Here is a 24,898-nt window from a genome sequence, read left to right on the forward strand (position 1 = left end):
AGTAGACTCGACGTTGCTAAAATTTTAATGTCCCAGGATTACTTTTTTTAGAATAGATGTTTTGGACGCGTAGGCCATGCTTATCAGTGCCCGAATGAGCAAGAAAAATAGCAAGAAGGTAACAGAGAGGCTCGCTAACTGATTAAAAAGTTGAATAGACAGCCGATTTTTCCTTATAACTCTCTTACTAGAAGGAAGGAGCTCCATCCATGTAGAATAGATAGGGAAGAAATAACATGGAAGGGAATTTGTATACATGAGCTTATCGACACATCCAACAAAGGAAAAACAGCGGTATGAGTGGATTGACGCGAGTCGTGGATTTGCTGTCTTTGGGATTTTTATCGTCAATATCGGTGCATTTTCAGCTCCTTACTTTCTCTATGGTGGGGAATATGATGCTTGGACATCACCAATAGATCAAGTAACACTGAATGTGATTGATATCTTCTTTCAAGCTAGTTTTTATACCTTATTTTCTATTTTATTTGGTGTGGGATTTCAAATTTTAATTGATCGATTGAAAGTAAAACAATTAAATAGTTATGCCTTTCTAAGTCTGCGATTAGTCGTATTAATAGCGTTTGGCCTATTGCATGCCTTTTTGATATGGCATGGCGATATATTGTTAACGTATGGCATCATCGGATTAATGTTATTAGCTTTTATCCATGTAAAGGATCGTACGCTTATTGCGTGGGCATTAGCATTATTGTTAGGTAGTGTCGGATTATTGACACTGGCTATGTTTACAGTAAGAGATTATTTGCAAGTCTCCAATGAAGTGGCTATCCAAACGGCAATTTTTAATTATCGCAGTAATGATCTTTCTGTAATTCTATCTCAAAATTATACGGATTGGGTTTATGGGAATGGAGGACTAACCTATCTCTTATTAGTAGGCACGATTTTGCCGTTCTTTTTAATTGGCATGTATATTGCACGAAAACGGTGGCTTCACGATCCAGCACAACATAGGTCAATTCTTGTGAAAGTATGGATAGGAAGCTTGATTTTATTTGTTTTATTAAAAATGGGACCATATTTATATGGAAATCCACTATGGTTTTCGTACATGCAGGATAATATTGGTGGCAGTGCTTCGGCATTGTTTTATATTAGTTCCATTACGTTGTTGGCGCAAACAGGAATGGGAAAAACGCTTCTTACTCCACTTACTTATGTAGGGCGGCTGGCATTGACGAATTACATCACACAATCATTGCTTAGCTTTTTCTTATTTTATGGAATTGGTCTTGGGTTATATGGCTCTATTCGTCCGGTTGTGGGTGTAGGAATCGTTGGTGTCATATTTCTTACTCAAATTATGATAAGCAAATGGTGGTTACAACATTTTCAATTTGGTCCGTTAGAATGGGTATGGAGAAGTGCTACATACCTAAGGTTACAACCTTTACGGAAAAAGCGACTACGATGATGACTTAAGAGTAAGTAATTCGGATTCTGAGTACAAAATATGAAATAGGACATTAATGGCAATAATATTTAATAATAAAGGAGGGGAGTTTTTTGGCTTCAACTACCAAATTACCGCTAACACGTGAGGAAAAATTAAAACTTAGAAAAGCTAAAGTCAAAATAAGCGAACTACACACTTTTAATACAGAACAAATAGCTTATATGTTAAATATTTCACTAGAAAAAGCTAAGATTTATAACGGGTTAGCTCAATTTCAAACTGTTCCCTCTATTGGGTATCAATTAGCTGAAAAGTTGGTGTTTAACTTGAGTATTTTTTCATTAGCGGAAATAAAGGACAAGAGTGGTGCTCAAATTTTTGACCAATTAGAAAAACAATTAGGTGTATGGACTGATAGTTGTGTTGAAGACCAAATTCGTTGTGTGATTAACTATGCAAATAACCCCATGAGTAGTAAAAAATGGTTTGACTTCACTGATGAAAGAAAAGCATATCGAGAAAAAATGGGGTACCCAGAAAATAGACCAATAAAGGCTTGGTATGAGAAAGAGTCCAAATTGTCTTAAGAAAGTAGGGGTAGTGCTATGAAACGAACTAACGATTTTCAGCCACTCCCAAAAACGCTTTATCACAAACCAACAATAGAATTAGCCAAAAAACTGCTCGGCTGTCTTTTAGTGAAACGAACAGAAGAAGGAACAGCGTCTGGTGTCATCGTAGAAACAGAGGCCTATTTAGGAGCAGAGGATCAAGCAGCGCATAGTTTCCAGCGTCGCAGAACAAAGCGGACCGAAATCATGTTTTACCCAGCAGGACATGTATATACCTACCAGATGCACACCCACACCCTTGTGAATGTAGTGAGTGGCGAAAAAGATCAGCCAGAAGCGGTACTCATACGAGCTGTGGAGCCTTATACTGGTATTGATATCATGTTAAAAAGAAGGCCAGTGAAACAGTTTCAAAATCTGACAAGTGGACCGGGTAAACTAACAAAAGCATTGGGAATTAATATGGAGGATTATGGCGGCACATTTTTTGAACCACCACTATGGCTAGCAGAGGGAGTTGTTCCTAATCGTATTAAGCAAGGTAGGAGAATCGGAATTGATAATGCTGGAGAAGCAAAGGATTACCCATATCGATTTTGGGTACCAGGTAATCCGTTTGTTTCTAGATAAAGAGGATGACCAACCATTTGGGGGAATCCTGAACCTCGTGTTTAAAAACTGAACCTTGGACGAGAATTCCCGAATCCCTTGCCAGAAAACCTGAACACCCCTCTTGCGGAAAACACACTTATTAGAATGATAGTTTGATATAATAGGTCAAAATGAGAGTAAAAGAGTGTGTGAAAAAGATAGATAGCAGGGGGATATGAGATGAAAAAGAAAATACTTCTTATCCTAGGGAGTCTTATGACGATTGTCATCATCGCATTAGGATTTGCTGGGAACTATTTTTATGGAGAAGGGATTAAACGCGGAACCGAGGTTGAACTCCATCGGGAAGAATCGGATGTTAATGCAGAGGCTAGTAAGGAAGATCAAATGCTCTTGAAGGAAGCAAACGAATGGTTTGATGAGCAGGATACCAAGAACATAGAAATAACCTCTTATGACGATTTGGATCTAGTAGCACAATTCATTGAAAATGATGCTGCAGAACAGAAGGCGGTTATTCTGGCCCATGGTTTCCGGAGCACAGGTGATGATATGGGAAAACTAGCTAAGCTTTATTATGAGGAAGGGTTTGATATTTTGTTGCCTGATGCCAGAGGTCACGGGAACAGTGACGGAGATTACATTGGATATGGGTGGCATGATCGGCTGGATGTTGTCGATTGGATTGACTTTTTAATAGAAGAGCAAGAGGCAGACACGATTATCTTACACGGTAACTCGATGGGAGCTGCAACGGTTCTAATGACAAGCGGAGAAGATCTGCTAGAGCAAGTGAAGGGAATTATCGCGGATAGTGGCTATAATACAGTAAAAGAAGAGTTAGCACATCAATTGAACCATATATATGGATTACCAGGATTTCCATTGTTGGATGTAACGAGTCTCATCACACAAATTCGTGCGGGTTACTTTTTAGGAGAAGCCTCAGCTGTTGAGCAAGTGAAGCATAATACACGTCCGTTGTTGATCATTCATGGGGAAGATGATGACTTAGTGCCGACATCGATGGCACATGATCTTTATGATGCAGCAGGTGGAGAAAAGGAATTATGGCTCGTACCTAATGCTGGACATACGAAAGCATTTGATATTGTAACAGGAGAATTTCAGGATCGAGTAAAAGTATTTCTGGATAATGTTTTGGACGAATAGTCAGTGAGATGATTCGATAACAAGGGTGCAGTTCTCGTGATGGGCTGCACTTTTTTAGTATAGTAGATGTTCGTACACACCCAGATTTTCCATCACAACGTAATGTTCATATTTTTTCCATTGATTAACCAACTCGTAAGCGGGTATGGTAAAAGGAAGGAGGGATATTGATGCGTTATGTCATTATTGGTGGTGTAGCGGCTGGCATGAGTGCCGCAATGGAAATTATCCGGACAGACGGAAAAGCAGATGTGACGGTATTGGAACGTGGGGAGGATTATTCCTATGGGCAATGTGGGTTGCCTTACGTTATTGATGGTGTGATTCCTTCGATCGATAAGGTGATTGCTCGAAGTGTGGATACATTTCGGGAAAAGTATAACATCGATGCAAAAGTCAATACGGTTGTCACCCAGGTTGATGGCGAAGATCAGGTTGTCTATGGGATTCATACAGAAACAGCCGAGGAGTTCCAGCTATCCTATGATCGCTTACTGATGGCGACTGGATCAGACCCTATCGTTCCGTACTGGGAAGGTATTCATCTAGAAGGTATACATACATTAAAAACGTTAACAGACACGAAAGGTATCTTAAAGGATATTGGTGATGATATCAAGCATGTCACGATTGTCGGTGGCGGCTATATTGGCTTAGAAATGGCCGAAAGTTTTAGAACGCTAAAAAAGGAAGTGAGCCTTATTCAACGGGGAGACCAGCTTGCACCAATCTTTGATAAAGATATGGCATCCCATATTCATGAAGAAGCGACCAAACACGGCATCGACCTGAAGCTAGGCGAATCAGTGGAAGGTTTTTCTGGTAAAAAGCGGGTAGAAAAAGTGCTAACCGATAAGAGCTCCTATGAGACAGATTTAGTCTTGCTGGCGATTGGTGTTCGGCCAAATACAGGTTTTTTAAAGGATACTGGGATCCATATGAATGGACAAGGTGCGATTCATGTAAATGCATATATGGAGACATCCATTTCAAATATTTATGCTGCTGGGGATTGTGCGACTCATTATCACATTATCAAACAGCTGGATGACCATATTCCGCTTGGTACCACCTCTAATAAGCAAGGACGTATTGCTGGTGCCAATATGGCGGGTAATCCGTTATCTTTTAAAGGGGTTGTGGGAACTTCCATCGTAAAATTCTTTGATTTAACATTAGGACGGACAGGATTAACAGAAGAAGAAGCCAAACACTTAAACTTTCCATATGATGTGCAAACTGCCAAAGCCAATTCCCATGCAGGGTACTATCCAGGTGGGAAAACGCTGCATCTTAAGCTCGTCTACCACCAGGAAACAAAACAGCTGGTTGGCGGTCAAGTAATCGGGAAAAAAGGTGTCGATAAGCGAATCGATGTGCTGGCAACGGCACTGTATAATGAAATGACGATCCACGAGCTGCTGGATTTGGATCTGGCATATGCTCCGCCGTATAATGGGGTCTGGGATCCAATTCAGCAAATGACTCGAAAAGTGAAACGTTAATAATCTGTAACTGCATTTCATCAGGCAAAGGCTATCGATTTCGATAGCCTTTTTAGAAAGGTAAGAAACAACCATGGCTCGCCTTGAGCTAGCCACCATCTATCATGAAAATGGATCACTAACCTAAGGAGAGTATAGTATAAAAAGTTGGCCTCATTACTGCCTTTTATAGGAAAGCCCACGTCCAGCTTCGAGCGATTGACGTCCTAGTGCCGATAGACACAAGGACGCACGAGTTTTCATCGGCCAGCACCTACCCCCTCGAGGTCATAAGTGTAAAATAGATATTGTGAACGATTATACTTAAACTAACTAGGCAGGATTATGCAATAGCCGATATCAGATTTTTCAACGTGTATAATCTTTTTTGAATTTTTATGTATGGTTTACGCTACATTTTGTATATGATAATACACTTTTGAGGTGGGAAGTTTGAAAAGAGGAAAAGTTATAAATAATGTTCGAGTATTTCGAAGAACACTTGATATGACTCAAGAGGAGCTAGCCAACAAAGTAGGTGTGCATAGACAAACTATTATTTCTATTGAAAAACAAAAATATGAACCAGCAATAGGTGTAGTTTTGACAATATCAGAGGTTTTGAATAAACCAATTGAAAAATTATTCTACCTAGAAAAAGAAACGAATGATTAACTTTATATGAGGAGATTTTATGCGTTTAAGAAAGTGGATGCTTTTAATTGTTTATATATTTTTTTTCTTATCCTTTGGATATTTAAGTTTTTCAGAATTTATGGATAAGGACAGTTTCTGGGTTTTATGGGGATTAGTTACTCTTGGTATGGGATACCAAATAATCAGTTTCTTAGTTAAGAAAAAAGAAGATGGATGGAATAGTACCTATGTTGTTGCTGATGACCGTATTTTTCGCAAAATCATCAATTCACTTGCCCTTTCATATGTATTTATGCTGGGTTTCTTATTGATTGGAACAATTGGATTATATAATGGATTCATTTCGGGGCACCCCGTTAATATTATGGTGGGAGCAATTATTTCAAGTTTGTTAGTTTTTATGATTTCTCAAATTGTACAACGGTTTATAGGGTGAACTCAGATACTAAATTCGCTTCTTGGTTAACAAAGCAGGCTGTTCAGCGTCAGGAAAGGGGAAATGTTTAATATGACTAATAATAAAACAAATAAATTTAATTTATGGATTCCATTGTCATTATTATTTATCAACATTATCTTAATTTCTTTTATGATTGAAGAGTAGATGGGTACTGCTGCACCCATTTATGGAGCTTTTGCCTTTTTTACACCGATAATTGGTGAAGTTTCCCTGCTGTATATTAGGAAATATACAGCAAAATCCATAGCAATGACTCAGTTACGATGAATTTTTACTAGCTTGATTGGATATTCGTTTTATGATGTAACTCACTTGAGTAATACTTATTCTATGAGGCGAGGCGAACGTTCTGTAACGAAAATAGCTAGTTGACTATCGTTTCTTCCATAAGATAACTATCTATCTATAAATTCATAATAGAAAAGGTGAAGACCGACTCAACTTAGTCGGTCTTCTTTCTTGAAAGATAAGAATGTATAAAAATTTTGCTTTATTTTGTTCATATATAGGAACAGCCACGTCCAGCTCCAGTGCCTACCCCCTCGAGGTCATAAGTCAATCCTCTTTGTGGCAAAGAGCGCCACGTCGAGGCTTGGCTTAAACTTGGCAGATAAGAAAAACTTTCTTACTGCATAAGTGCAACTAAGGCTTGTCACCACTTGGCGACAAGCCGAGTTTTCTAATCGGGGGTGATCAAGGCGCTTCGCTTTTCTTACTGTTTATACTGATATTAAGTGTATAATTATTGTTGTTTTGTTTTTTATTGTTTTCACATTTTCTCGCTATCTGAACTTATGCTTCTAAAACAGATTTAATCTGGTTTAATGCCCAATCTAAGTCTTCTTGTTCAATAATGAGTGGTGGTGCAAATCGAATCACGTTTTCATGTGTTTCTTTACATAATAAGCCTTTTCCTTTTAGTTCCTCACAATAAGGACGAGCAGCTACAGTTAGCTCGACTCCAACAAATAGGCCTTTGCCGCGAACTTCTTTTATTTTAGGGTTGTTAATTTTACGAAGTTCGTCCATCATGTAGTTTCCAAGCTCTAAGGAACGGTCTGCCAATTTTTCTTCTTCTAGTACTTCTAAAGAAGCAACAGATACAGCACATGCTAATGGATTTCCTCCAAAAGTTGACCCATGGGAACCAGGGTTAAAGACGCCAAGGATTTCTTTATTTGCGACAACACAGGATATTGGGAAGACACCACCACCTAATGCTTTTCCTAAAATAAGAATATCAGGTGAAACATTTTCCCAGTCACAAGCAAACATTTTGCCAGTACGAGCTAGGCCTGCTTGGATTTCATCTGCCATGTATAAGACGTTATTCTCTTGGCAAATGTCATAAGCTTCTTTTAAAAACCCTTCAGGTGGCATTACAATTCCAGCTTCCCCTTGAATTGGTTCGAATAAGAATCCAGCTGTATTTTCTGTAATTGCTTCGCGTAAGGCATCTGTATCACCATATGGGATGATCTTAATTCCTGGAAGCATAGGCCCAAATCCACGCTTATATTCTGCTTCAGAGGATAGGGAGACAGCCGTCATCGTACGACCATGGAAATTGCCTTCACAAGCAATAATCTCTGCTTTATCTTCTGCAACACCTTTCACATCATATGCCCAACGACGTGCAGCTTTGACAGCAGATTCGACGGCTTCTGCACCAGTATTCATCGGTAATACCATGTCTTTGTTCGTTAATTTACAAACCTTTTCATACCACGGGCCTAATTGATCATTATGAAAAGCGCGTGATGTTAACGTAACAGCATCTGCCTGTTTTTTGAGTGCATCAATGATTTTGGGGTGACGATGTCCTTGATTGACGGCAGAATAAGCACTTAGCATATCCATATAGCGATTTCCTTCTGGATCCTCTACCCATACACCTTCTGCCTTTGCAACAACAACTGGAAGTGGGTGGTAATTCTTTGCACCATATTCTTGCGTTTGATCGATTATCTCTTGACTCGTATGAACCATACAATCCCTCCATATTATTTAACAATTTCTACTATTTATTATACCAGTTTTTTATCCATTTTACTGCTTACACCGTGAAAAGGTTTTTTATATGATTTTCGATTACTTCCATGGTATGATAACGATAGTAAATTTACAAAAAATATTGTTATAGGAAAAGATACAGGAGGTTGTAGAATGACACATATGCACATCACGTCATGGGCATTAGCTCTTATTTTGTTTATTATTGGACTTGTTATGTATAAACAAGGAAATAATAAGCCAGCAAAAATCATTCACATGGTGTTACGATTAATTTACTTATTGATTTTGTATACTGGTGGAGATTTAATTGCCAACTATTTCGGTGGCAGTGACTATATGGCAGAAGCGATTGTGAAAGGACTTGCTGGGGTTTGGGTTATCGCAGCAATTGAGATGATTTTAGTCAAAACGAAAAAAGATAAACCTGTGAAAAGCTGGTGGATTCAACTAGTTATTGCGCTAGTTATTACATTAGTTCTTGGGTTCTGGCGTTTGCCAATGTAATAGAAAAGCAGTTCATGAAAAGTTGTCTTCCGTGTAGAAGACAGCTTTTTTCTAATGTGCGAAGACTTGTTTGGCACATATGGTTAATTTCGATTTCGCTATATTTTATAGTGTGTGCAGAAGTCAAGATCGGACGTAAGAATGGCATAATACTGGTTTGTTGGGATATGTTGTAGAATGAGGGTTCAGAGGTGATGTAATACATGAGGGTACCTACTAGAAAACAAATGATAGAAAACAGCTATAGCAAAAGTTTTCCTTGTTCTAGTAGTGTTAATTATGAAGGAAAATCGACAATCTGTTATCCTGTATTGACTATTAAAAAAGATGGGGAATAATAGAGAATGGATTACTTTTTAAAAAGAGAGTAGGTTTAGTATGAAGAAAATAATGATTATTGTTGCGTTCCTATTGTTATGGGTACCTGGACCAATACATGCAGAGGAACAGCGTCAGGTACATGAAGAGATTATCTATGACATTTTAGTAGATCGTTTTAATAATGGCGATGCATCGATAACGGAACAAGTGGATTTAGATGATCCATTTGCTTATCATGGTGGCGATATACAAGGGATTATCGATAAGTTAGATTCTATTAAAGAATTTGGTTTTACCACGATATCCTTATCCCCAGTAATGGCAAATGCACCTGGTGGCTATCATGGGTATTGGATTGATGATTTTTATAAAGTGGACGAGCAATTCGGAACAATGGAGGATGTGAAACGCTTAGTAGCAGAAGCACACGATCGTGATATGAAGGTCATTTTAGAATTTGTCCCTAATTATGTAGCTAATACACATCCAATAGTTGAAGATCCAGAACGAGAAGATTGGATCATAGAAGGGGATAAACCAGCACATGCGTATTTGGACCAAGTGGTACGCTTAAATCATGAAAATGAGGAAGTACAGCAATTTTTAATAGATGCTGCAACGTTTTGGATAGAAGAGGCAGCTATAGATGGACTGAAATTACATGCAGCAGACCAAGCAGCTCCTGATTTTTTGGAAACTTTCACGCAAGAGCTTCGAGATGAATCGCCAGACCTATACCTTATTGCTGACGTACTAGAGACGAATGAGGATTTACAAACGATAGAGGGGATTGACTTAATTGAAAACCCTGGACTTTATGAAGCGATGACAGATGCTTTTTCCCAAGTGGATACGCCACTTACAGATCTCTTTGATGCGTTAGAGGAACAAGATAGAGGTCTACATTATGTGGATGATCCCTTTACGGAACGGTTCACAAAGGTTTTTACCGAAAATGGGAGAAATGCTGTTACTACTTGGAAATTAGCCTTAACGTTTTTATATACTACTCCTGGTGCCCCATCCATCTATCAGGGCTCTGAGCTACCAATGTCTGGTGAACCAGAAGCAGGGATGCAACAAATGGTCCAGTTTAATAGCAGTGATCCAGATTTAGAAGAAGTATATCATCGCATTGCAGCACTTCGTACGGAATTTCCTGCATTGCAATATGGGGATATGGAAGTAATTGCCTCAGAGGGAGCGATGAGTGTATTTAAGCGAACCTATGAAGGGGAAACGCTGTATATTGCGATGAATAATGGTTCTGAAACGAATATGGTCCCGATTACGGAACTAGAATCTGGAGTTGAGCTAAAAGGGCTAATGGAAGATGATATTGTTCGAGAAAGTGAGAATGGAGAATATCCACTCGTTCTCCCTCGCGAAACAGCTGATGTGTATGTTATTCAAGATGAAACAGGAATGAATTGGATGTTTATTGCTATCGTTGGTGGTATATTTCTAACCTTTGTCATAGCCGTAGTGGCTTTAACGAGGAAGCAAAAAAAGAATACAAAGTGATAAACATGCTTATCGGTCACAAATGAGTACCAAAGGGGTCGAATCAAGCCAATCATTCAATACAAATTACACAAAAAGAAAACCCTAATGACGATCGATTATTAGGGTTTTTTATTATACATATTCATGTGCGGAAACGGCACCTTTTGAATGGAGCAGGTAAAAAATTTTCCGGTATTCGTTCGCATCGATTTCACCTGCTACATATTTCATTTGATAAAAATCGAGCACATGGTGAATTGATTCTGGTTCCTGTTTTCGTTCATCTACATAGTACACAAACAATTCTTTTTCCTGCATGATACGTCCCCCTATATCCAGATTAGTGAAATGATCTTTTTATGGAATATATGAAGACAATCTGTAATCTATGATAACTTGGCACATTTTTTATGACGTGTTTATTGGTAAGAACCCCCCACATCAAGACTTCTTTGTCACAAAGCCAAGTAACCCAAGTGATAGTTGAATGAAGCTTAGTAACCAAAATAATGCTGTTGGCAGGTACCATTCTCCTACTAAAAGAACTGGAGTTAGCGCACTTAGGAAAAGCAATAGTCCCATCGTGATCGTTAGTAAAAAGAAGGTTTTATGGGTGCCTTTTTTCGTTATAAATCCATAAGTAGAAACAAAGGCATTGCCAATTCCAAAAATGATTATTCCAACTATAGCTAAACTTGACCAATTCGTAAATGGCATGGTACCGATCCATTCTGGCGGAAATGTAGCAAAAACACCACTTCCTAAAAACATCAGTATCCCGACATAAAGGGCTCCAATAGCCAAAAGTAACTGATACAAATTTGAAATGGTTTTTAATCCCATTTTTCTCCTCCTCATCAATCATGCAGTATCGTCTTTATTTCATTCATGTCATCTTTAGCCTAGTAAATGACCAATGAAGCTAATATAGGTTAAAAACACGGCTAATCCCAAAGTGAGTAGGATAGTAGCTACACTCCTACACATTCCTTTCCAACCTTCAATTCCCGAAAACCCTAATACACCTAACACGAATGTGATCAATGTACTACATAAGACTAGATTTAGAGGGTGTATCCCGAAAATCGAATAATCGATTGGACCTGAGAGGAAAATGATCCAAACGAATAGGATACAGCCTATGGAACCATTAAAAGCCTAAATGTTCAGCTTCTTCTTCATTTCAGCACACCCCTGATACAACAGATAAGCAACTCGTTAAACTGTTCGGAAATCACTACAATAGATATCAGTGGGGGAGGAGATGAATCCCAACTGATTGACGTTCACTTTATAGGTAGAGTATAACACAACATTCTTGTATAGAGAATATTGCGATAATAAATATTTCCCTATGAACCTAAAACATCACATAGTAATGTCAATAGCTGTTGTGAATGTGAATGATACTTGCTATGCTGACTTTTTAAACCAAGAGGATAATTGGTAATGTATGTTAACATAAATATAGAGTTTGTGAAAGAACGTACTTAAACTAGGCAGGTATGTTGAATAAAGTATCGTGAAAGGGAGTGGTCATCATTGGATTTTCAATGATATTTTTAATGATTATAGGCATTATTGCATTTTTAACGTTAATCGTTACTCCATTTATAGCTGTTAGAAAAAATAAGAAAGGGAAACCACCTCGAAAAATTTCTTATGTAATATTAGGGCTGTTGGTTTTGCATTGGTTATTTTTCTTAGCTAGCGGTTACGCTTTATTACCAACGAATATTGCAGGTGCCATATTTATGCCTATATGGTTAGTGTTATGTGTAGCAGGTTTGTTCATAGCTATATATGAATTTAAAAACAACAAAGGTTTTGCCATCCCAGTTGCTGGGTTAACAACAATTAGTTTATTATTTAGCATTTTCATTAACGGAATATCGAAAATGTAAATATCGCTTTCTACTCAATTAACGGGTGCGATGCTTTAACAATGGTATTCCTTGTTGAATTAAAGGGCAGAAGAGTTGAAGAAAGCTATGATACAATTTAAACAAAAAGAGAAATAAATGTGGAAGGTAAGGTGGAGATGTGAAAAAATATTATCTTGCTGTGACATATGATGTTTGTGAACATAATGATTTGTTTGAGGATATGAATGAATATCACTTAATATCACTGGATAATTTAGATAATTATGTAAAGTATTTAGCAAAAAAAGATATTGCTCCAGTAATAAAAGTCTATGTATCTGATACAAGTGATTTTAAAGAATTAAGACTATATAAAGAATTTAAATTCACGGAATATGAATGTGGATGTGTTGATTAGTTTTGAGCTAACGGCGTTTCTGGAACAAGCAGGAACACTTTTTCATTAAAGGAGCTGATTTGTTCAATAAGAAATCACAAAAGGAATGAGCATTTACTGTGAAATAAGATTTGACGTATTAATGTCTAATAAAAAAGTAATGAAAAAAATTGAGATGAAGCACATTAGCATTATTACAGGACATAAATAAAAATATATCGAGGTGTAGTTATGTGGGTAATATTAGGCGTTATTGCTATAGTAGCAACTTTTATAAATCTTTATATGTATACAGCAGGAAAGGATTATAAGCTAGCTATGGCGATGGGATTATCATTTACAGCATTAACACTTTGTGCAGAATATAGTCTTATATCTCGGTGGGTAAAAGTGGAAGATTGGGCAGCTTTATCGGATGTAGTACCTGGTATGGAAAAGGCATTATGGTTTTTGACAATTGTTTCTATCTTACTAAATATAGCACCTATATTTTTAGAACTAAAAAGTAAGAAATAATTACTTATTGTCACTTCATTTATATAATATGCAATTAATGTGTAGGTCTTTATGTATAACGAACGGTGCTCTAGTGGAAGAGGCATTTTATTTTAACAGAGAGGATAATTATATGAGTTATACATTTTATAAATGGATTGGGATAATTACTTTGGTATTTATTGGCATACTTCGTTTATTTGATTTATCTACAACAAACAGAATTATTGTAGATACTATTTTATATGCAGTCGTTATTATTTCTTTTATAGTGTATTATCGAAAGAAATTTAAGGCCGAAGACAAGTAAGAAATATTTTAGGAAAATGATATTAAACAATCGGGGTGCTTATCTTCAAGAAATAACAGCACCTTTTATCGGGGGAATTAATTGCTAGGATATGATTGGTGTCTGAAACAATAAAATAAAAAGAGAGGCGGTGAAATGATGAAATGGTCAGAGTGTAGAGAATTATACCCTAATCAATTTGTAAAGTTAAAAGTTCTATCGTCTTACATTGAAAGTGGACAAGAGTTTATTAAGGATATTGAGGTTATTAAACCTGTGTCAGATGAGTGGCCACTAAACATTTTCACAGCCAAAACCGCTTGGATAATATGATCCAAGCGGTTTTGAATGTTTATATTGTTATTGATGGTAAATGTGTTTTCGTCGGTTAATTCATCTGTTTTTTTTCGAATATTCCCCACGGTATCGGAACTACTTTTGACTGATTGACGGTGTACTTACACTTTTGTTCGTTTGCTAGTGGTATACCACATAATCAGTATGCCAAAAGCTAGAAGTGTACTTGCGACTAAAAGCCCTTCTGTATAAAACGGAATGCTTGGCAAATACATCCATTCCCATAGCCCGTCTACAAACAGTAATGCCTCATTTAAACAAAAGCCAATAAAGAAAATCATAAATCCTCGGTAAGCCAATTGAGATCTAGGAATGTAGCCTAACATACTAAAGAGGCTAAGGATAAAAATACTGACAAATCCTAATAAAGTTAAATGTAGATAGCCAATGATAATGCCTCTTGTTTCATAAACCAAATCTGCTAAATTCGGCAATATTAAACCTAACTCCATGGTACTTTTCGCTACTAATAATAGAAGTGTAATCGAAAGACTAATAGCAGCTAATTTTGGGATAGTCTTTTGAATGAAATGAAAACTCATCCAATAAGCTATAACGATAGATAAAACGGCAATCCACTGCCCAATACTTCCGATAGTTGCTAACATATGACTCCAATTCCCTAAATCAACCCATAGAATGGATAGGAAGTAGCCAGGGAACAAAGCGATGAAATATAGCCAAAATCCTGTTTTTAACAGATTATTGGATAAGGTGATTCCTTTTTTACGCAGGATGACAGTGAAAGTTCCAATGAGGAATAAAAAGAGCCATCCATTGTATTGAAAATGCAAATAGAAATAAATTGCCATATCAAAGAGATACGTATCCTTTAGCCCATTTGCAGAAATAAATCCTAATGCAAATGGCCCAATTGACGAAATAACGAGCGCAATTAAGGCACCCTTTATATACAAGGCATCTAGTCTATGGATGAATGAGCGCTTTTTTACTTGGCGATAAATAAAAATCGCTGCCCAATATTCAACGAAGATATGCACTGTTGACATAATGATTGAAAAAACGTCGTATCCCTGATAGATGAATGCCATAAACATAACAAGAGATGTGATAAATAGGGTGATCACGAGTGCAATAGCTTCTTTTTTCTGTTTTAATGATGACCATATAATAGTTAAAAAGACAAGTAATCCCCCAAGGAAAGCCCATCCTAATATGGCTAAATGGGAATGGCCATGAAGTATATTGGTATATTCAATAGCGATATTAAGATTAAAGGGAAATAACCGCATCCATACCCCTGATAAAGCGGAAATCATAAAAAAGAAAAAGGTTAGGTGTATAACTATTCTTGGCATGCTGTATACCTCCATCTGACAACTATTATTATCATGACGAATAAGTAAAATTTGTGCAATAGCATTTAAAAATTGTCATGAAACGATAACAAAATTGTGTCAGAAATATGGATGATTGTAGATGGAGGTCAGCAGTCACCAAAGTGTAGTGACCCTGTATTAATAGATGCTAAGATTAAGGTATATTCGCTGGAGACTGTGAAAAAGGCGCTGAAGTTATCCCGAAGTTACTTAAGCTTGAACAGCAGTTACTAAAGTTGCAACGCCTAAAAGCCACCCAAACAAGAAAACCCTAGGCGGAGGCACTAGAGTTTTCTACTTTCCATTTACCATTCTGGCATTTCAGGTAGTTCAACGGTCTTTACAGTGGATTCGGTTTCTATGTCATATACCTTCATCAGATCAAAAGATAGGGTGTATAGATAATCATTAACAGAAACCATTCGTTTTATTTGTGCTTCCCACTCAGGATGTTCGATATTATCATTCTGATGGGTAATCGTATCTTTTAGCGTAATCCCTGCCTCCGATGACAGCTGATAGAGAAAAGCACCTTCATATACAAAGGATTGCCGTTCATAGGTAGCATCTCCCTGTTGGACCATTTTGGTTTCATACAATTGTGCTGGGAATCCAAAGATATTTTTACTTGGATGTTGATACAATGCTTTGTGATTATGATTTAGTTCTGAGTAGGATCCACCTTCTCCGATAATTTCCGTGAATTTTTCTTGTGGATTCGTTGGATCGCTCACATCAAATATCGATAGCTTTAATCCAGCTGTACGAACAATCGGTTCAGGTCCACCAGTTTCTTCGAGTTCGGTGTGCTGTCCAACCCCAATAACATGGTTCTCATCTAACGGGTGTAGATAATTACTAAAACCAGGGATTTTTAATTCACCAAGTACCTCTGGATTTTTTGCATCTGCTAAATCAATGACATAAAATGGGTCTACTTGCCGGAATGTCACCATGTACGCCACATCATCCATAAAGCGTACACTATAGATACGTTCTCCTTCTGCTAAACCTTCAACAGCTCCAAGTGGATTTAAATCCAGATCAAAGGTATAGAGATTATTAGTGGATGGCTCATCATCTCCCCACATTTCTCCTTTTGTGGTAGCAACACGGAATGTATCATGGCGCTCATCCATGGCAAATTGATTAATTAACGTTCCATTAACTACCGTGGAAGCATGATGAGCGATTTCGCCATCACCTAGTTTAAATTGAATAATCTCGGTATTGGCAGGTTGTGTGACTGCCAATTCCGTATCATCTGATTTGGTTGATTCTGGCGTATTGTAATGGCGCGAAGCTGTATAGAGGTGGTTTTCTGACATATAAACTTGGTTGGATGCACCTAAATAGGATTCGATTGTCGCCTCTTTTTCCATATCGTTTAAATCAATGGTCGCTAACAACATAAAATTCTCACCATCACTTTCAGGGAAAAAGTACATATCGTTAAAATCAATTGGTTCTGCTTTTTTACTTGTTGCGGTATCTTTTATAAGCGGACGTACTTCGCCATTAGACGATTCTTCCTCTAAAATGTGATAGGGAGGGTGGTTGTTTGCGACTAAGAATAATTGCTGATCCATTTTACGAGAAGCCGTTAGTGATCCCTCTAGGGAAAATTCTCTAACTTTCTCTGGTGTAGATTGATTAGAAATATCATACATGTAAACGGTCGTCTGCATGTTAAGGGACGGTGGATAAATAGCCATATCAGCACGAGATGCATTCGGTTGTTCTGTTGGTTCTTCTACTTCCCGAATTGGTTTATGCTGGAATCCGATAGCAATCAATAGATCATCTTCTACAAATAATTCCTGTGTTTGAAAGGCTTCTTCTTTAATGCTACTGACTACCTTACTGTTAGATTGATCTGTTTTGGCAATAATAATATCCCGATCCCTTGCAAAATAGAGATACTCCCCATCTGTTTTCACAATATCGCCTTCATCGATTCCATCGACTTGTACATTGGTATCAGATGTTGAAGATGCCTCTGAGCCAGCACTATCATTTAGACTAGCTGTTTCATCACCCGCAGTATCAGCACTTTCTGCGTCTTCAACTGTTACCTCTCCTTGTTGTCTATTTTGTTTCATTCGCTCTTCTAGTAGTGTTAATAACTGCGTTTCATCCTCAATCCGAGGTACGTCTTTTACAGCCGTGAAATAGTGTGTATAGGGTTTCGATAAGTTTTTCCCTGATGCTGTTTCGACCTTGTTGGAAATTTGAATTTGGTATTCATCCTCAATGGTGTACCCATCTTCTGGAGGTAAAATGGTCAGTACGGTATGCTCTTCATTCCATTCGAACGTAACATCTACTGCGTTATTTTTATTTTTTACAACTACGGTATTTTCGGTAAATGTTTCTGGATTCATGCGATGGGAAAAATGAATGGTCCAATTTTTAAAAGTTGGTGCATAACTAGATGCTGAAGGAATTTGTGCGGTTATATTTGTCGAAAAAAGGGTAAAGAGCACTATACTGATCCCAACGATACTGATTACGCCTATGGTCCAATAAACTTTTTTCATTTCGTTTTCACCTCTTTGGGTTTAGGAAATAATGTTGCTTTAGTTGGTTAGACGTGGAAATTACTTTTTTGTTACATAAATGTAATAAAACAAATAAAAAAACTGTTTCAACGAAAGGGGTTGAATCAGTTTTTGGTCTACGTCTAAATATTTATCCCGCATGTGACGGGCAGTAAGACCCCCACTTCAAGATTACGAGGAGATCCAAGAAAGATAAGTGGGGATCAAACTGCCCGTATATGTCCGATCGTCAACTAACAATCAGTGGGGGAGGAAAGGAATCCCCCACTGAATGAAGTTTCACTTTATTTGTACGGGCTATTTAGGAAAAAGAGTGCAATTGTGCCAGGTCCAGCATGTGCACCAATTGTGGAACCAACCATTTCAATTTCAATAGTGTCAGCACCGAATTTTTCCTTAATCATATCGGCTAACTTCTGAGCTGTTTCCAAATCATCACCATGACTAATGCCGATTGTTTGGTTTTTGAAGTCAGTACCTCGCTCTTCCATTAGGTCAAGCATACGTTTTAATACCTTTTTGGAGCCGCGTACCTTTTCAAGTGGAATGAGTTTCCCGTCCTCAACATGGAGGATCGGCTTGATTTTCATCAATGTTCCAACAAAGGCAGCTGTTTTACTGACACGGCCACCACGACGTAAGTATTCTAGATCATCCACAGTAAATATATGCTCCATGTGTTGAGCGTGATAAGTCGCGATATCGATAATTTCATCGACAGTTGCGCCTTTTTTGGCCAACTGAGCTGCACGTAGTACCACTAAGCCAAGCCCGATCGAAGCACACTTGGTATCAATAACATGAATGGATGCATCGGGATACTCTTCTTTGACTTCCTGTTCCATCATTTTTGCTGTCTGATAGGTACCAGATAATTCTGAAGATAATGCCAAGTATACTAACGGTTGATTTGACTTAGCATAGGATGTAAATACCGCTTTAAATGTCTGCGGAGCAACCTGTGATGTTTTTGGACTTTTTCCTTCACGCATCGCATCATAAACCGTTTTAGGAGAGATGTTTTTTCCATCCTCATAATCTTTATCGTCTAACTGAACAGTTAATGGTACCATTTCAATGTCAAATTCGTTATAATGTGTTTCTGACAAATCACATCCAGAGTCAGCAAGAATTTTAATCGTCATTTTATCACCTTCATTATTAATACGTATTTTCTTTTAGTTTAAATCTATCACATGTGATAGTCAAAGTATATTTTATTAATATTTCAAAGAATAAAAAAAGTGCACTACGATTAATTAATTTATTATGCAAGGAGGTTCGTGATGTTTTTAGTAGAAGCGAAACGTATTATTGTAGTTATATTTGGTGCCTTGTTAAATGCCATTTCCTTAAATTTTTTCTTAATTGGTGCGAATGTATACGCAAGTGGATTTACTGGTGCAGCACAACTTATGTCCAGTGTGTTTAATGATTTTATTGGTATTGGAATCAGTACTGGTATTATATTATTTATTTTGAATATACCAGTTGCCTTATTAGGTTGGTTTAAGGTAGGGAAAGGTTTTACGATATATAGTATCATATCGGTTATTTTTACGACGGTATTCTTAGAGATATTACCAATTGTAACACTTTCTGAGGATATTATTCTTAATGCTGTTTTTGGTGGTGTTATTGGCGGTGCTGGTGTCGGTTTAACATTGAAATTAGGTGCTTCAACTGGTGGGATGGATATCGTAGCTATGGTGCTATCTCGTATGAAGGATAAACCAATTGGTAGTTATTTTTTAATGTTAAATGCTATAATCATTGCTTTAGCAGGAATTTTGTATGAACCAGAAAATGCGCTTTATACGTTGTTAACGTTATATGTGACTACACGCATTATTGATGCCTTACATACACGTCATGAAAAAGTAACGGCAATGATTATTACACATAAAGCAGATGAGCTCCAAAAAGCAATACATGATACAATGGTGCGTGGGATCACCATCTTGCCAGCTAAGGGTGCCTATACAAAGACAGACAAACATATGTTATACCTTGTTATTACACGTTATGAGCTATATGATTTAGAACGCATAATAGGTGAAGTGGATCCAAATGCATTTACAAACATCGTTCAGACAACAGGAATATTTGGATTCTTCCGGAGAGATTAATCGGAGGGGATGAAAGATGAAGAAATATTTGCTGCTACTGATGAGTGTTATTTTTTTAATGGCTTGTAGTGATGAAGGTGCAGAGAAAGAACAACAGGATGATTCATCTCAAGAAACAGAAGAGGATGTAACGGAATCATCAGATGATGGCACTACCGCTATATTTCAAAATATCGATATCCGTATTGTAAATAAGCAAAAGGTGTCGGTTACAGCAGAAGCGAAAGCAACAAATGATGTAATTTATTACAAAGTAGAGCATGATGGCAAGGATATTATCGAGGAAACAGAAGTCACCCTTGAGGAAGAATGGCAGGAATTTAACATATCGATCACCTTACCAGACGATGTTGTTGAGACAGAAGTGGTCCCAGTCCTTATGCTGTATGGGAAGAACGAAGCAGGGGAAATGGTCAATCCAAATTATGTTCCAATCGATTTTATTCGTCAAAGCTATTAGGGGAGTTGTTGCGCGTGTTTACTGGTTCATGTGAAAACTGAACCAAGTTGGGTAAAAACTGAACGTTACACCGAAAAAACTGAACTATGGCTTGATATTACTGAACCTTGCCGTTTGGTGCCTGAACCAAAGTAACTTAATTTATTAAGACCCAAAAAAAGACAGCCTGCAAAGCTGTCTTTTTCCATTTATTCTATGTATTAATACCCATAGCTTTCGATTACTTCGATTACTTTTGGAGAAAGTTCATCCCATTCGACATCAAACCCTTTATTAACCGTAATGAAATTTTGATAACCAAATACATTTTCCACTCCATCTAATTTCATTAAATCGTTTAAGATGTCATGTTCACTTGTATCGCCAGGCATAACAGAAATACTGTTGTCTCCTTCAAAAATTAGTTTATCTGTTGTAAATTTTAATGCATTTGGATTAGGTGTACTTTCGGCACGAATACTCATTAAATTCCCTCCTATTTGTATACATACTTATATATATCATAGCAGAAATCTATATGAGAAAAAAGAAAAATCCCCTCCCCTATCTATAAAAGTGGGGAGGGAAACATAGCTTGATCAACAATCCTCTTTCATCACATGATGTTTGATGAACTAGTAATTTCTATCACAAGCTAATTGATGCGAATCCTTAGCTTAGCTGATTGTGTTGTCTTAGTTGCTGTTCAAGTTGCTGTAGTTCTTGCTGTTCTTCTGGAGTTGACGCATCATTATAAGCAGACTGAATAGCTGCTTGTGCCGCTTGTTGGTCTTGTTGGTTTGGATTCCCTTGACCATTTGTTATACGTTGTACTGCTTGACGTGCTTGTTCAAATAAGTTGTTGTTGTTATTGTTTGCCATGTTAAAAACCTCCTACTGTGTGGTGATCCGCTTCCTCACGTTTTCGTTCCTTATCACTAAAGCGTGATTTATACGGAAAACGCTCAGCATGCTTCTGTACTGCTTCAGCACCTTGATGGGTTAATCGCTTGGACTTACTACTTTTCCCCATGATGCGGATTCCTCCTTAGAAGAACTAAAGGCTCGAAAAACAAGCACAAGTTCTTAGGGTAAAAGCTGCAAACAAATTAGGAGCAATATAACAAAAAGTGAACGCGTTTTGTTGCGTTCACTAGTAGTATGAGCAGGCTTCAATAAAATATAAAAGGAATTTTTGGGTAATGTTATCCAGCATTTACTTGAAGTTTTAAATATTCCTCTAAGAATGTTCCAACTCCATTTTCTTCATTTGTCTTTGTAATATGTTTAGCAATGGATTTTAATTCGTCAATGGCATTTCCCATGGCAACTCCAACACCAGCGTAATCAATCATTTCTAAATCGTTATCTTCATCACCGAAAGCAATAATTCGATCTTTTGGGATACCATAATAATAAGCGATTTTTTGTAAACCAACTGCTTTATTCATGCCTTTTTTGACAATTTCAATGATATTCCATGGTGCACCCCATTTGCGATGCTCGATTAATTCAGCATGATAATTATCTAAATGGGATCGCAATTCGTTTATATGATCTTCTTTCGGATGGATCAACAACGATGTTGGATCTTCTTGTAACTTACTCTTTAAACTGCCAATTGTGAATGGCGCGTCTTGTGGTGTTGATTGGAAGATCTTCATAATTTCTTCATCGTATTGATCAAGGTACACATTGTCCATTACTTCGGCAAGTAAATTCTTCACATTTAAATCGTAGCAAGCATCGACGATTTTTAATGCCGTACGGTTTGGCATTGGATTATGCAGTGCATCCCATTTCTTGTCAGTTGGATGGTGAAGAAGTGCTCCATTAAAGTTTACCATTGGGGTTTTTAACCCAAGATTATGGTAATAATGGATACTTGCGCGATGTGGCCTTCCAGTTGCAATAACAACAATGTGTCCTTCATCCATCGCTTGTTGTAAAACTTGGCTTGTTTTTGCTGTTATTTCTTTATTATCTGTTAACAACGTTCCATCTAAATCTAATGCAATTAAGTGTCGTTGAATTGTCATTTTTTTCACCTCGTATGCCATTAGTTTATCACGTCCTAACTGGCAGTAAAACCCCCACTTTAAGACTTTGACATTCAAAGAAGTGTAAGTTGAGGATAAACTGACAGTAAAGTCCTGATACTAACATTCAGTGGGGATGAAAGTCCAACTAAGATCATCACGTCAATCGCAACGCCAGTACTAGCACGTCCTGTCGAGTCGGAACCCACTGAGGGGTTATATTGTTTGTAATTATAAATGAATATTACTAAAATAGTAATAATAATACTTAGAAAAATTTCACATGAGAGGACCAATAAATATGATTTCCATCTATCATGAATCAATTGCAGATATTCCAAGCTTACATATTGTGCATGATTCAAATAAAAATGAGCAATTACCAGTTGTAGTTTATTTTCATGGATTTACAAGTGCTAAAGAACATAATTTACCAATTGCCTATTTATTAGCAGAAAAAGGGTATCGTGTTATTTTACCTGATAGTATACATCATGGTGAACGGGAAACAGAGATATCTGCATTTAAAAAACAAATCGCGTTTTGGGATATTGTTATCCAAAATATTAACGAACTAAAAGGAATTTATGAAGATTTATATGAACGGAAACTAATTCTAGAAGATCGTTTTGGTGTTGCTGGAACAAGTATGGGGGGAATCACAACTGCAGCTGCGCTTACACAATATTCATGGATCAAGGCAGCAGCCATTTTAATGGGATCTCCAAAAATGCGTACATATGCTGGTATGCTAGTTGATAGCTTTCGGAAAGCAGGGGAATTACCAGTGAGCGAAAAAACAATTACCGCATTATTTGATCAGCTTGATCATTATGATTTATCCCAACAGCCTGAGAAATTAAATGGACGTCCATTACTCTTTTGGCATGGTGAAAAAGACCCTGTTGTTCCATTTGACCATTCGTATACATTTTACAAGGAAGTGGAGAAACAATATAAAAGTCGTGATAAAATTCACTTTGTAAAAGAAAAAGACCGTGGACATAAAGTTACTAGACCTGCTATTTTAGAAGCAGTGAAATGGTTTGAAACTTATTTATAAAGTGAAATTTCTATCAGTCGGGGGTTCGATGTACAAGATGTACTAGTGCCGACAATGTACCAGGACAAGGAAAACTACGTCGCATGAAGCAAAAGTACTTTTCCTTTTGCGAGGAGGTTACGTTTATGTCGGCCAACCATTTACATGCGGGATAAAGTGGTTGTGGCAGAATGGTGAACAAGGTGAATAAGTGAGTTATATCATTTAAAAATAGTGAAAAATATGTTTAAATATAAGTAACAATGAGAAGGAGGTAAGGTCATGGAAGAAGCGTTAAAAGAGAATTTAATGGGCGCACTTGAAAATGTGATTGACCCTGAACTTGGTATAGATATTGTTAATCTTGGCTTAGTATATGATGTTGAATTAAATGATGAAGGTATATGCGATGTGACGATGACATTAACTGCAATGGGGTGCCCGCTATCAGCGCATATTGAACAAGATGTTCGTCGCGCGCTAGCAGATATTCCGGATATTAAAGAGATCAATGTTAATATTGTTTGGAACCCACCTTGGAACAAAGATATGATGTCTCGTTACGCAAAAATTGCATTAGGTATTCCAGATTGATCAAAACGAAAGGTTGATTCATAATTGGATCGACCTTTTTGTATATTAGAAAGATTATATTTTTAATAGGGAGTCTGCTTCTATGAAGAATGAGGATTCCGTTCCAGTATGCCAAATTGTTGGGCATAAAAATACCGGAAAGACAACCTTAATGCGGAATTTAGTTGAATATTATGATAGGGTGAAAGGTTTTCAAGTAGGTGCATTAAAGCATCATGGACATGGCGGAGAGCCTGACATGGTGAAAGGGACAGATAGTCATCGCCATTTCCAGGCAGGAGCAACGATTAGTGCTGTTCAAGGTGAGACAATCATGCAAATGGCTTTCAATCCAAAACAGACTTGGGATCTAGAAACGATTGTCACCTTTTATCAGCAGTTTCCACTAGACTTAATTTTAGTGGAGGGGTATAAAAAAGCAGCATACCCTAAGATAGTGGTCATCAAGGATGAGGAAGAAATGGAATGGAGTAAAACGTTATCAAATGTTATAGCTGTTACCTCTCAAAATGATTTACTATTGGATCAAATACAGCAACAAACATTTTTATTGGATGAAAAAGCTAATTATTTACCACAATTAGCTGATTGGATCATGGAAAATGTAGGAATGGAAAGGTGAGATA

Annotated in this window: 27 protein-coding genes; 17 read left to right on the forward strand and 10 right to left on the reverse strand. The window is 37.3% G+C overall.

Translation table 11 applies throughout. From position 1 onward, the window contains the following. Nucleotides 1–256 precede the first annotated feature (256 nt). From GHC26_RS14645 to GHC26_RS14675, 7 genes are all read left to right on the forward strand, one after another. Nucleotides 257–1,438, forward strand: coding sequence for a DUF418 domain-containing protein (locus tag GHC26_RS14645; protein ID WP_163971999.1), 1,182 nt, complete (start codon nt 257–259; stop codon nt 1,436–1,438). Nucleotides 1,439–1,530: 92 nt separating this feature from the next. Next, complete coding sequence (locus tag GHC26_RS14650; protein ID WP_163972000.1) at nt 1,531–2,007, forward strand: helix-hairpin-helix domain-containing protein; 477 nt, start codon at nt 1,531–1,533, stop codon at nt 2,005–2,007. An 18-nt stretch (nt 2,008–2,025) separates the two neighbouring features. Continuing rightward, nucleotides 2,026–2,622 (forward strand): DNA-3-methyladenine glycosylase, encoded by a 597-nt coding sequence (locus GHC26_RS14655; RefSeq protein ID WP_163972001.1) that lies wholly within the window; start codon nt 2,026–2,028, stop codon nt 2,620–2,622. Between the two features lie 201 nt (nt 2,623–2,823). Next, nucleotides 2,824–3,777: an alpha/beta hydrolase gene (locus tag GHC26_RS14660; protein ID WP_163972002.1), complete on the forward strand. Its 954-nt coding sequence runs from the start codon at nt 2,824–2,826 to the stop codon at nt 3,775–3,777. Between the two features lie 170 nt (nt 3,778–3,947). Further along, nucleotides 3,948–5,282, forward strand: coding sequence for a CoA-disulfide reductase (locus GHC26_RS14665; RefSeq protein WP_163972003.1), 1,335 nt, complete (start codon nt 3,948–3,950; stop codon nt 5,280–5,282). Between the two features lie 423 nt (nt 5,283–5,705). Next, complete coding sequence (locus tag GHC26_RS14670) at nt 5,706–5,936, forward strand: helix-turn-helix transcriptional regulator (protein WP_264175962.1); 231 nt, start codon at nt 5,706–5,708, stop codon at nt 5,934–5,936. Between the two features lie 19 nt (nt 5,937–5,955). After that, the gene (locus GHC26_RS14675; protein WP_163972005.1) at nt 5,956–6,354 is read left to right on the forward strand and encodes a hypothetical protein; all 399 of its coding nucleotides are present in this window, start codon (nt 5,956–5,958) and stop codon (nt 6,352–6,354) included. Nucleotides 6,355–7,170: 816 nt separating this feature from the next. Here the strand turns inward: GHC26_RS14675 and GHC26_RS14680 are convergent. Then, nucleotides 7,171–8,367 carry an ornithine--oxo-acid transaminase gene (locus GHC26_RS14680; protein WP_163972006.1) on the reverse strand — a complete coding sequence of 399 codons (1,197 nt, stop codon included), beginning with the start codon at nt 8,365–8,367 and terminating at the stop codon, nt 7,171–7,173. A 177-nt stretch (nt 8,368–8,544) separates the two neighbouring features. On the opposite strand from GHC26_RS14680, the gene GHC26_RS14685 reads away from it, so the two are divergent. Next, nucleotides 8,545–8,898 (forward strand): YisL family protein, encoded by a 354-nt coding sequence (locus GHC26_RS14685; protein WP_163972007.1) that lies wholly within the window; start codon nt 8,545–8,547, stop codon nt 8,896–8,898. Between the two features lie 378 nt (nt 8,899–9,276). Continuing rightward, a complete protein-coding gene (locus tag GHC26_RS14690) occupies nt 9,277–10,743 on the forward strand; it encodes an alpha-amylase family glycosyl hydrolase (RefSeq protein WP_163972008.1) in 1,467 nt (488 codons plus the stop codon). A 114-nt stretch (nt 10,744–10,857) separates the two neighbouring features. Here GHC26_RS14690 and yppF read toward each other — a convergent pair whose 3' ends face one another. Next, a complete protein-coding gene (gene yppF, locus GHC26_RS14695; protein ID WP_163972009.1) occupies nt 10,858–11,043 on the reverse strand; it encodes a YppF family protein in 186 nt (61 codons plus the stop codon). A 123-nt stretch (nt 11,044–11,166) separates the two neighbouring features. Further along, nucleotides 11,167–11,568: a hypothetical protein gene (locus tag GHC26_RS14700; RefSeq protein ID WP_163972010.1), complete on the reverse strand. Its 402-nt coding sequence runs from the start codon at nt 11,566–11,568 to the stop codon at nt 11,167–11,169. Nucleotides 11,569–12,257: 689 nt separating this feature from the next. Here GHC26_RS14700 and GHC26_RS14705 point away from each other — a divergent pair. The 3 genes from GHC26_RS14705 (at nt 12,258) to GHC26_RS14715 (ending at nt 13,503) form a co-directional block, all read left to right on the forward strand. Further along, nucleotides 12,258–12,629, forward strand: a complete 372-nt coding sequence (locus GHC26_RS14705; protein WP_163972011.1) for a hypothetical protein — start codon at nt 12,258–12,260, stop codon at nt 12,627–12,629. Nucleotides 12,630–12,768: 139 nt separating this feature from the next. Next, the gene (locus tag GHC26_RS14710; protein ID WP_163972012.1) at nt 12,769–13,008 is read left to right on the forward strand and encodes a hypothetical protein; all 240 of its coding nucleotides are present in this window, start codon (nt 12,769–12,771) and stop codon (nt 13,006–13,008) included. A gap of 210 nt (nt 13,009–13,218) precedes the next feature. Then, nucleotides 13,219–13,503 (forward strand): hypothetical protein, encoded by a 285-nt coding sequence (locus GHC26_RS14715; RefSeq protein WP_163972013.1) that lies wholly within the window; start codon nt 13,219–13,221, stop codon nt 13,501–13,503. Nucleotides 13,504–14,229: 726 nt separating this feature from the next. Here the strand turns inward: GHC26_RS14715 and GHC26_RS14720 are convergent. The 3 genes from GHC26_RS14720 to GHC26_RS14730 form a co-directional block, all read right to left on the reverse strand. Beyond that, nucleotides 14,230–15,447 carry a hypothetical protein gene (locus tag GHC26_RS14720; RefSeq protein ID WP_163972014.1) on the reverse strand — a complete coding sequence of 406 codons (1,218 nt, stop codon included), beginning with the start codon at nt 15,445–15,447 and terminating at the stop codon, nt 14,230–14,232. Nucleotides 15,448–15,773: 326 nt separating this feature from the next. Continuing rightward, entirely contained in the window at nt 15,774–18,008 is a 2,235-nt protein-coding gene (locus tag GHC26_RS14725; protein ID WP_163972015.1) for a beta-propeller domain-containing protein, read from the reverse strand. Between the two features lie 305 nt (nt 18,009–18,313). Then, nucleotides 18,314–19,174 carry a DegV family protein gene (locus GHC26_RS14730; protein WP_163972016.1) on the reverse strand — a complete coding sequence of 287 codons (861 nt, stop codon included), beginning with the start codon at nt 19,172–19,174 and terminating at the stop codon, nt 18,314–18,316. A 141-nt stretch (nt 19,175–19,315) separates the two neighbouring features. Between GHC26_RS14730 and GHC26_RS14735 the strand changes: the two genes are divergently transcribed. Further along, nucleotides 19,316–20,158, forward strand: coding sequence for a YitT family protein (locus GHC26_RS14735; protein ID WP_163972017.1), 843 nt, complete (start codon nt 19,316–19,318; stop codon nt 20,156–20,158). Nucleotides 20,159–20,174: 16 nt separating this feature from the next. Then, nucleotides 20,175–20,618: a putative periplasmic lipoprotein gene (locus GHC26_RS14740; RefSeq protein ID WP_163972018.1), complete on the forward strand. Its 444-nt coding sequence runs from the start codon at nt 20,175–20,177 to the stop codon at nt 20,616–20,618. A gap of 200 nt (nt 20,619–20,818) precedes the next feature. Here GHC26_RS14740 and GHC26_RS14745 read toward each other — a convergent pair whose 3' ends face one another. From GHC26_RS14745 to GHC26_RS14760, 4 genes are all read right to left on the reverse strand, one after another. Further along, on the reverse strand, nt 20,819–21,082 hold the full coding sequence (locus tag GHC26_RS14745) for a NifU N-terminal domain-containing protein (protein WP_163972019.1): 264 nt from the start codon (nt 21,080–21,082) through the stop codon (nt 20,819–20,821). 187 nt (nt 21,083–21,269) lie between these two features. Continuing rightward, nucleotides 21,270–21,479 (reverse strand): DUF3813 family protein, encoded by a 210-nt coding sequence (locus tag GHC26_RS14750; protein WP_163972020.1) that lies wholly within the window; start codon nt 21,477–21,479, stop codon nt 21,270–21,272. A gap of 1 nt (nt 21,480) precedes the next feature. After that, a complete protein-coding gene (locus tag GHC26_RS14755) occupies nt 21,481–21,630 on the reverse strand; it encodes a hypothetical protein (protein ID WP_163972021.1) in 150 nt (49 codons plus the stop codon). A gap of 172 nt (nt 21,631–21,802) precedes the next feature. Continuing rightward, nucleotides 21,803–22,636 (reverse strand): Cof-type HAD-IIB family hydrolase, encoded by an 834-nt coding sequence (locus tag GHC26_RS14760; RefSeq protein ID WP_163972022.1) that lies wholly within the window; start codon nt 22,634–22,636, stop codon nt 21,803–21,805. Nucleotides 22,637–22,937: 301 nt separating this feature from the next. On the opposite strand from GHC26_RS14760, the gene GHC26_RS14765 reads away from it, so the two are divergent. From GHC26_RS14765 to mobB, 3 genes are all read left to right on the forward strand, one after another. Further along, nucleotides 22,938–23,699, forward strand: a complete 762-nt coding sequence (locus GHC26_RS14765; RefSeq protein WP_163972023.1) for an alpha/beta fold hydrolase — start codon at nt 22,938–22,940, stop codon at nt 23,697–23,699. A gap of 261 nt (nt 23,700–23,960) precedes the next feature. After that, nucleotides 23,961–24,272, forward strand: a complete 312-nt coding sequence (locus GHC26_RS14770) for a metal-sulfur cluster assembly factor (protein ID WP_163972024.1) — start codon at nt 23,961–23,963, stop codon at nt 24,270–24,272. Nucleotides 24,273–24,354: 82 nt separating this feature from the next. Beyond that, nucleotides 24,355–24,894 (forward strand): molybdopterin-guanine dinucleotide biosynthesis protein B, encoded by a 540-nt coding sequence (gene mobB / locus GHC26_RS14775; RefSeq protein ID WP_163972025.1) that lies wholly within the window; start codon nt 24,355–24,357, stop codon nt 24,892–24,894. Nucleotides 24,895–24,898 lie beyond the last annotated feature (4 nt).

This window comes from Oceanobacillus halotolerans, from assembly GCF_010993955.1.
Lineage (GTDB): Bacteria > Bacillota > Bacilli > Bacillales > Amphibacillaceae > Oceanibacillus_A > Oceanibacillus_A halotolerans.

Bases quoted from the DNA above. Each gene is read 5' to 3' on its own strand.
- GHC26_RS14645 (WP_163971999.1), top strand. From the start codon at position 257: ATGAGCTTATCGACACATCCAACAAAGGAAAAACAGCGGTATGAGTGG.
- GHC26_RS14655 (WP_163972001.1), top strand. From the start codon at position 2,026: ATGAAACGAACTAACGATTTTCAGCCACTCCCAAAAACGCTTTATCAC.
- GHC26_RS14660 (WP_163972002.1), top strand. From the start codon at position 2,824: ATGAAAAAGAAAATACTTCTTATCCTAGGGAGTCTTATGACGATTGTC.
- GHC26_RS14665 (WP_163972003.1), top strand. From the start codon at position 3,948: ATGCGTTATGTCATTATTGGTGGTGTAGCGGCTGGCATGAGTGCCGCA.
- GHC26_RS14675 (WP_163972005.1), top strand. From the start codon at position 5,956: ATGCGTTTAAGAAAGTGGATGCTTTTAATTGTTTATATATTTTTTTTC.
- GHC26_RS14680 (WP_163972006.1), bottom strand. From the start codon at position 8,367: ATGGTTCATACGAGTCAAGAGATAATCGATCAAACGCAAGAATATGGT.
- GHC26_RS14685 (WP_163972007.1), top strand. From the start codon at position 8,545: ATGACACATATGCACATCACGTCATGGGCATTAGCTCTTATTTTGTTT.
- GHC26_RS14690 (WP_163972008.1), top strand. From the start codon at position 9,277: ATGAAGAAAATAATGATTATTGTTGCGTTCCTATTGTTATGGGTACCT.
- yppF (WP_163972009.1), bottom strand. From the start codon at position 11,043: ATGCAGGAAAAAGAATTGTTTGTGTACTATGTAGATGAACGAAAACAG.
- GHC26_RS14700 (WP_163972010.1), bottom strand. From the start codon at position 11,568: ATGGGATTAAAAACCATTTCAAATTTGTATCAGTTACTTTTGGCTATT.
- GHC26_RS14715 (WP_163972013.1), top strand. From the start codon at position 13,219: ATGTGGGTAATATTAGGCGTTATTGCTATAGTAGCAACTTTTATAAAT.
- GHC26_RS14720 (WP_163972014.1), bottom strand. From the start codon at position 15,447: ATGCCAAGAATAGTTATACACCTAACCTTTTTCTTTTTTATGATTTCC.
- GHC26_RS14725 (WP_163972015.1), bottom strand. From the start codon at position 18,008: ATGAAAAAAGTTTATTGGACCATAGGCGTAATCAGTATCGTTGGGATC.
- GHC26_RS14730 (WP_163972016.1), bottom strand. From the start codon at position 19,174: ATGACGATTAAAATTCTTGCTGACTCTGGATGTGATTTGTCAGAAACA.
- GHC26_RS14735 (WP_163972017.1), top strand. From the start codon at position 19,316: ATGTTTTTAGTAGAAGCGAAACGTATTATTGTAGTTATATTTGGTGCC.
- GHC26_RS14740 (WP_163972018.1), top strand. From the start codon at position 20,175: ATGAAGAAATATTTGCTGCTACTGATGAGTGTTATTTTTTTAATGGCT.
- GHC26_RS14745 (WP_163972019.1), bottom strand. From the start codon at position 21,082: ATGAGTATTCGTGCCGAAAGTACACCTAATCCAAATGCATTAAAATTT.
- GHC26_RS14750 (WP_163972020.1), bottom strand. From the start codon at position 21,479: ATGGCAAACAATAACAACAACAACTTATTTGAACAAGCACGTCAAGCA.
- GHC26_RS14755 (WP_163972021.1), bottom strand. From the start codon at position 21,630: ATGGGGAAAAGTAGTAAGTCCAAGCGATTAACCCATCAAGGTGCTGAA.
- GHC26_RS14760 (WP_163972022.1), bottom strand. From the start codon at position 22,636: ATGACAATTCAACGACACTTAATTGCATTAGATTTAGATGGAACGTTG.
- GHC26_RS14765 (WP_163972023.1), top strand. From the start codon at position 22,938: ATGATTTCCATCTATCATGAATCAATTGCAGATATTCCAAGCTTACAT.
- GHC26_RS14770 (WP_163972024.1), top strand. From the start codon at position 23,961: ATGGAAGAAGCGTTAAAAGAGAATTTAATGGGCGCACTTGAAAATGTG.
- mobB (WP_163972025.1), top strand. From the start codon at position 24,355: ATGAAGAATGAGGATTCCGTTCCAGTATGCCAAATTGTTGGGCATAAA.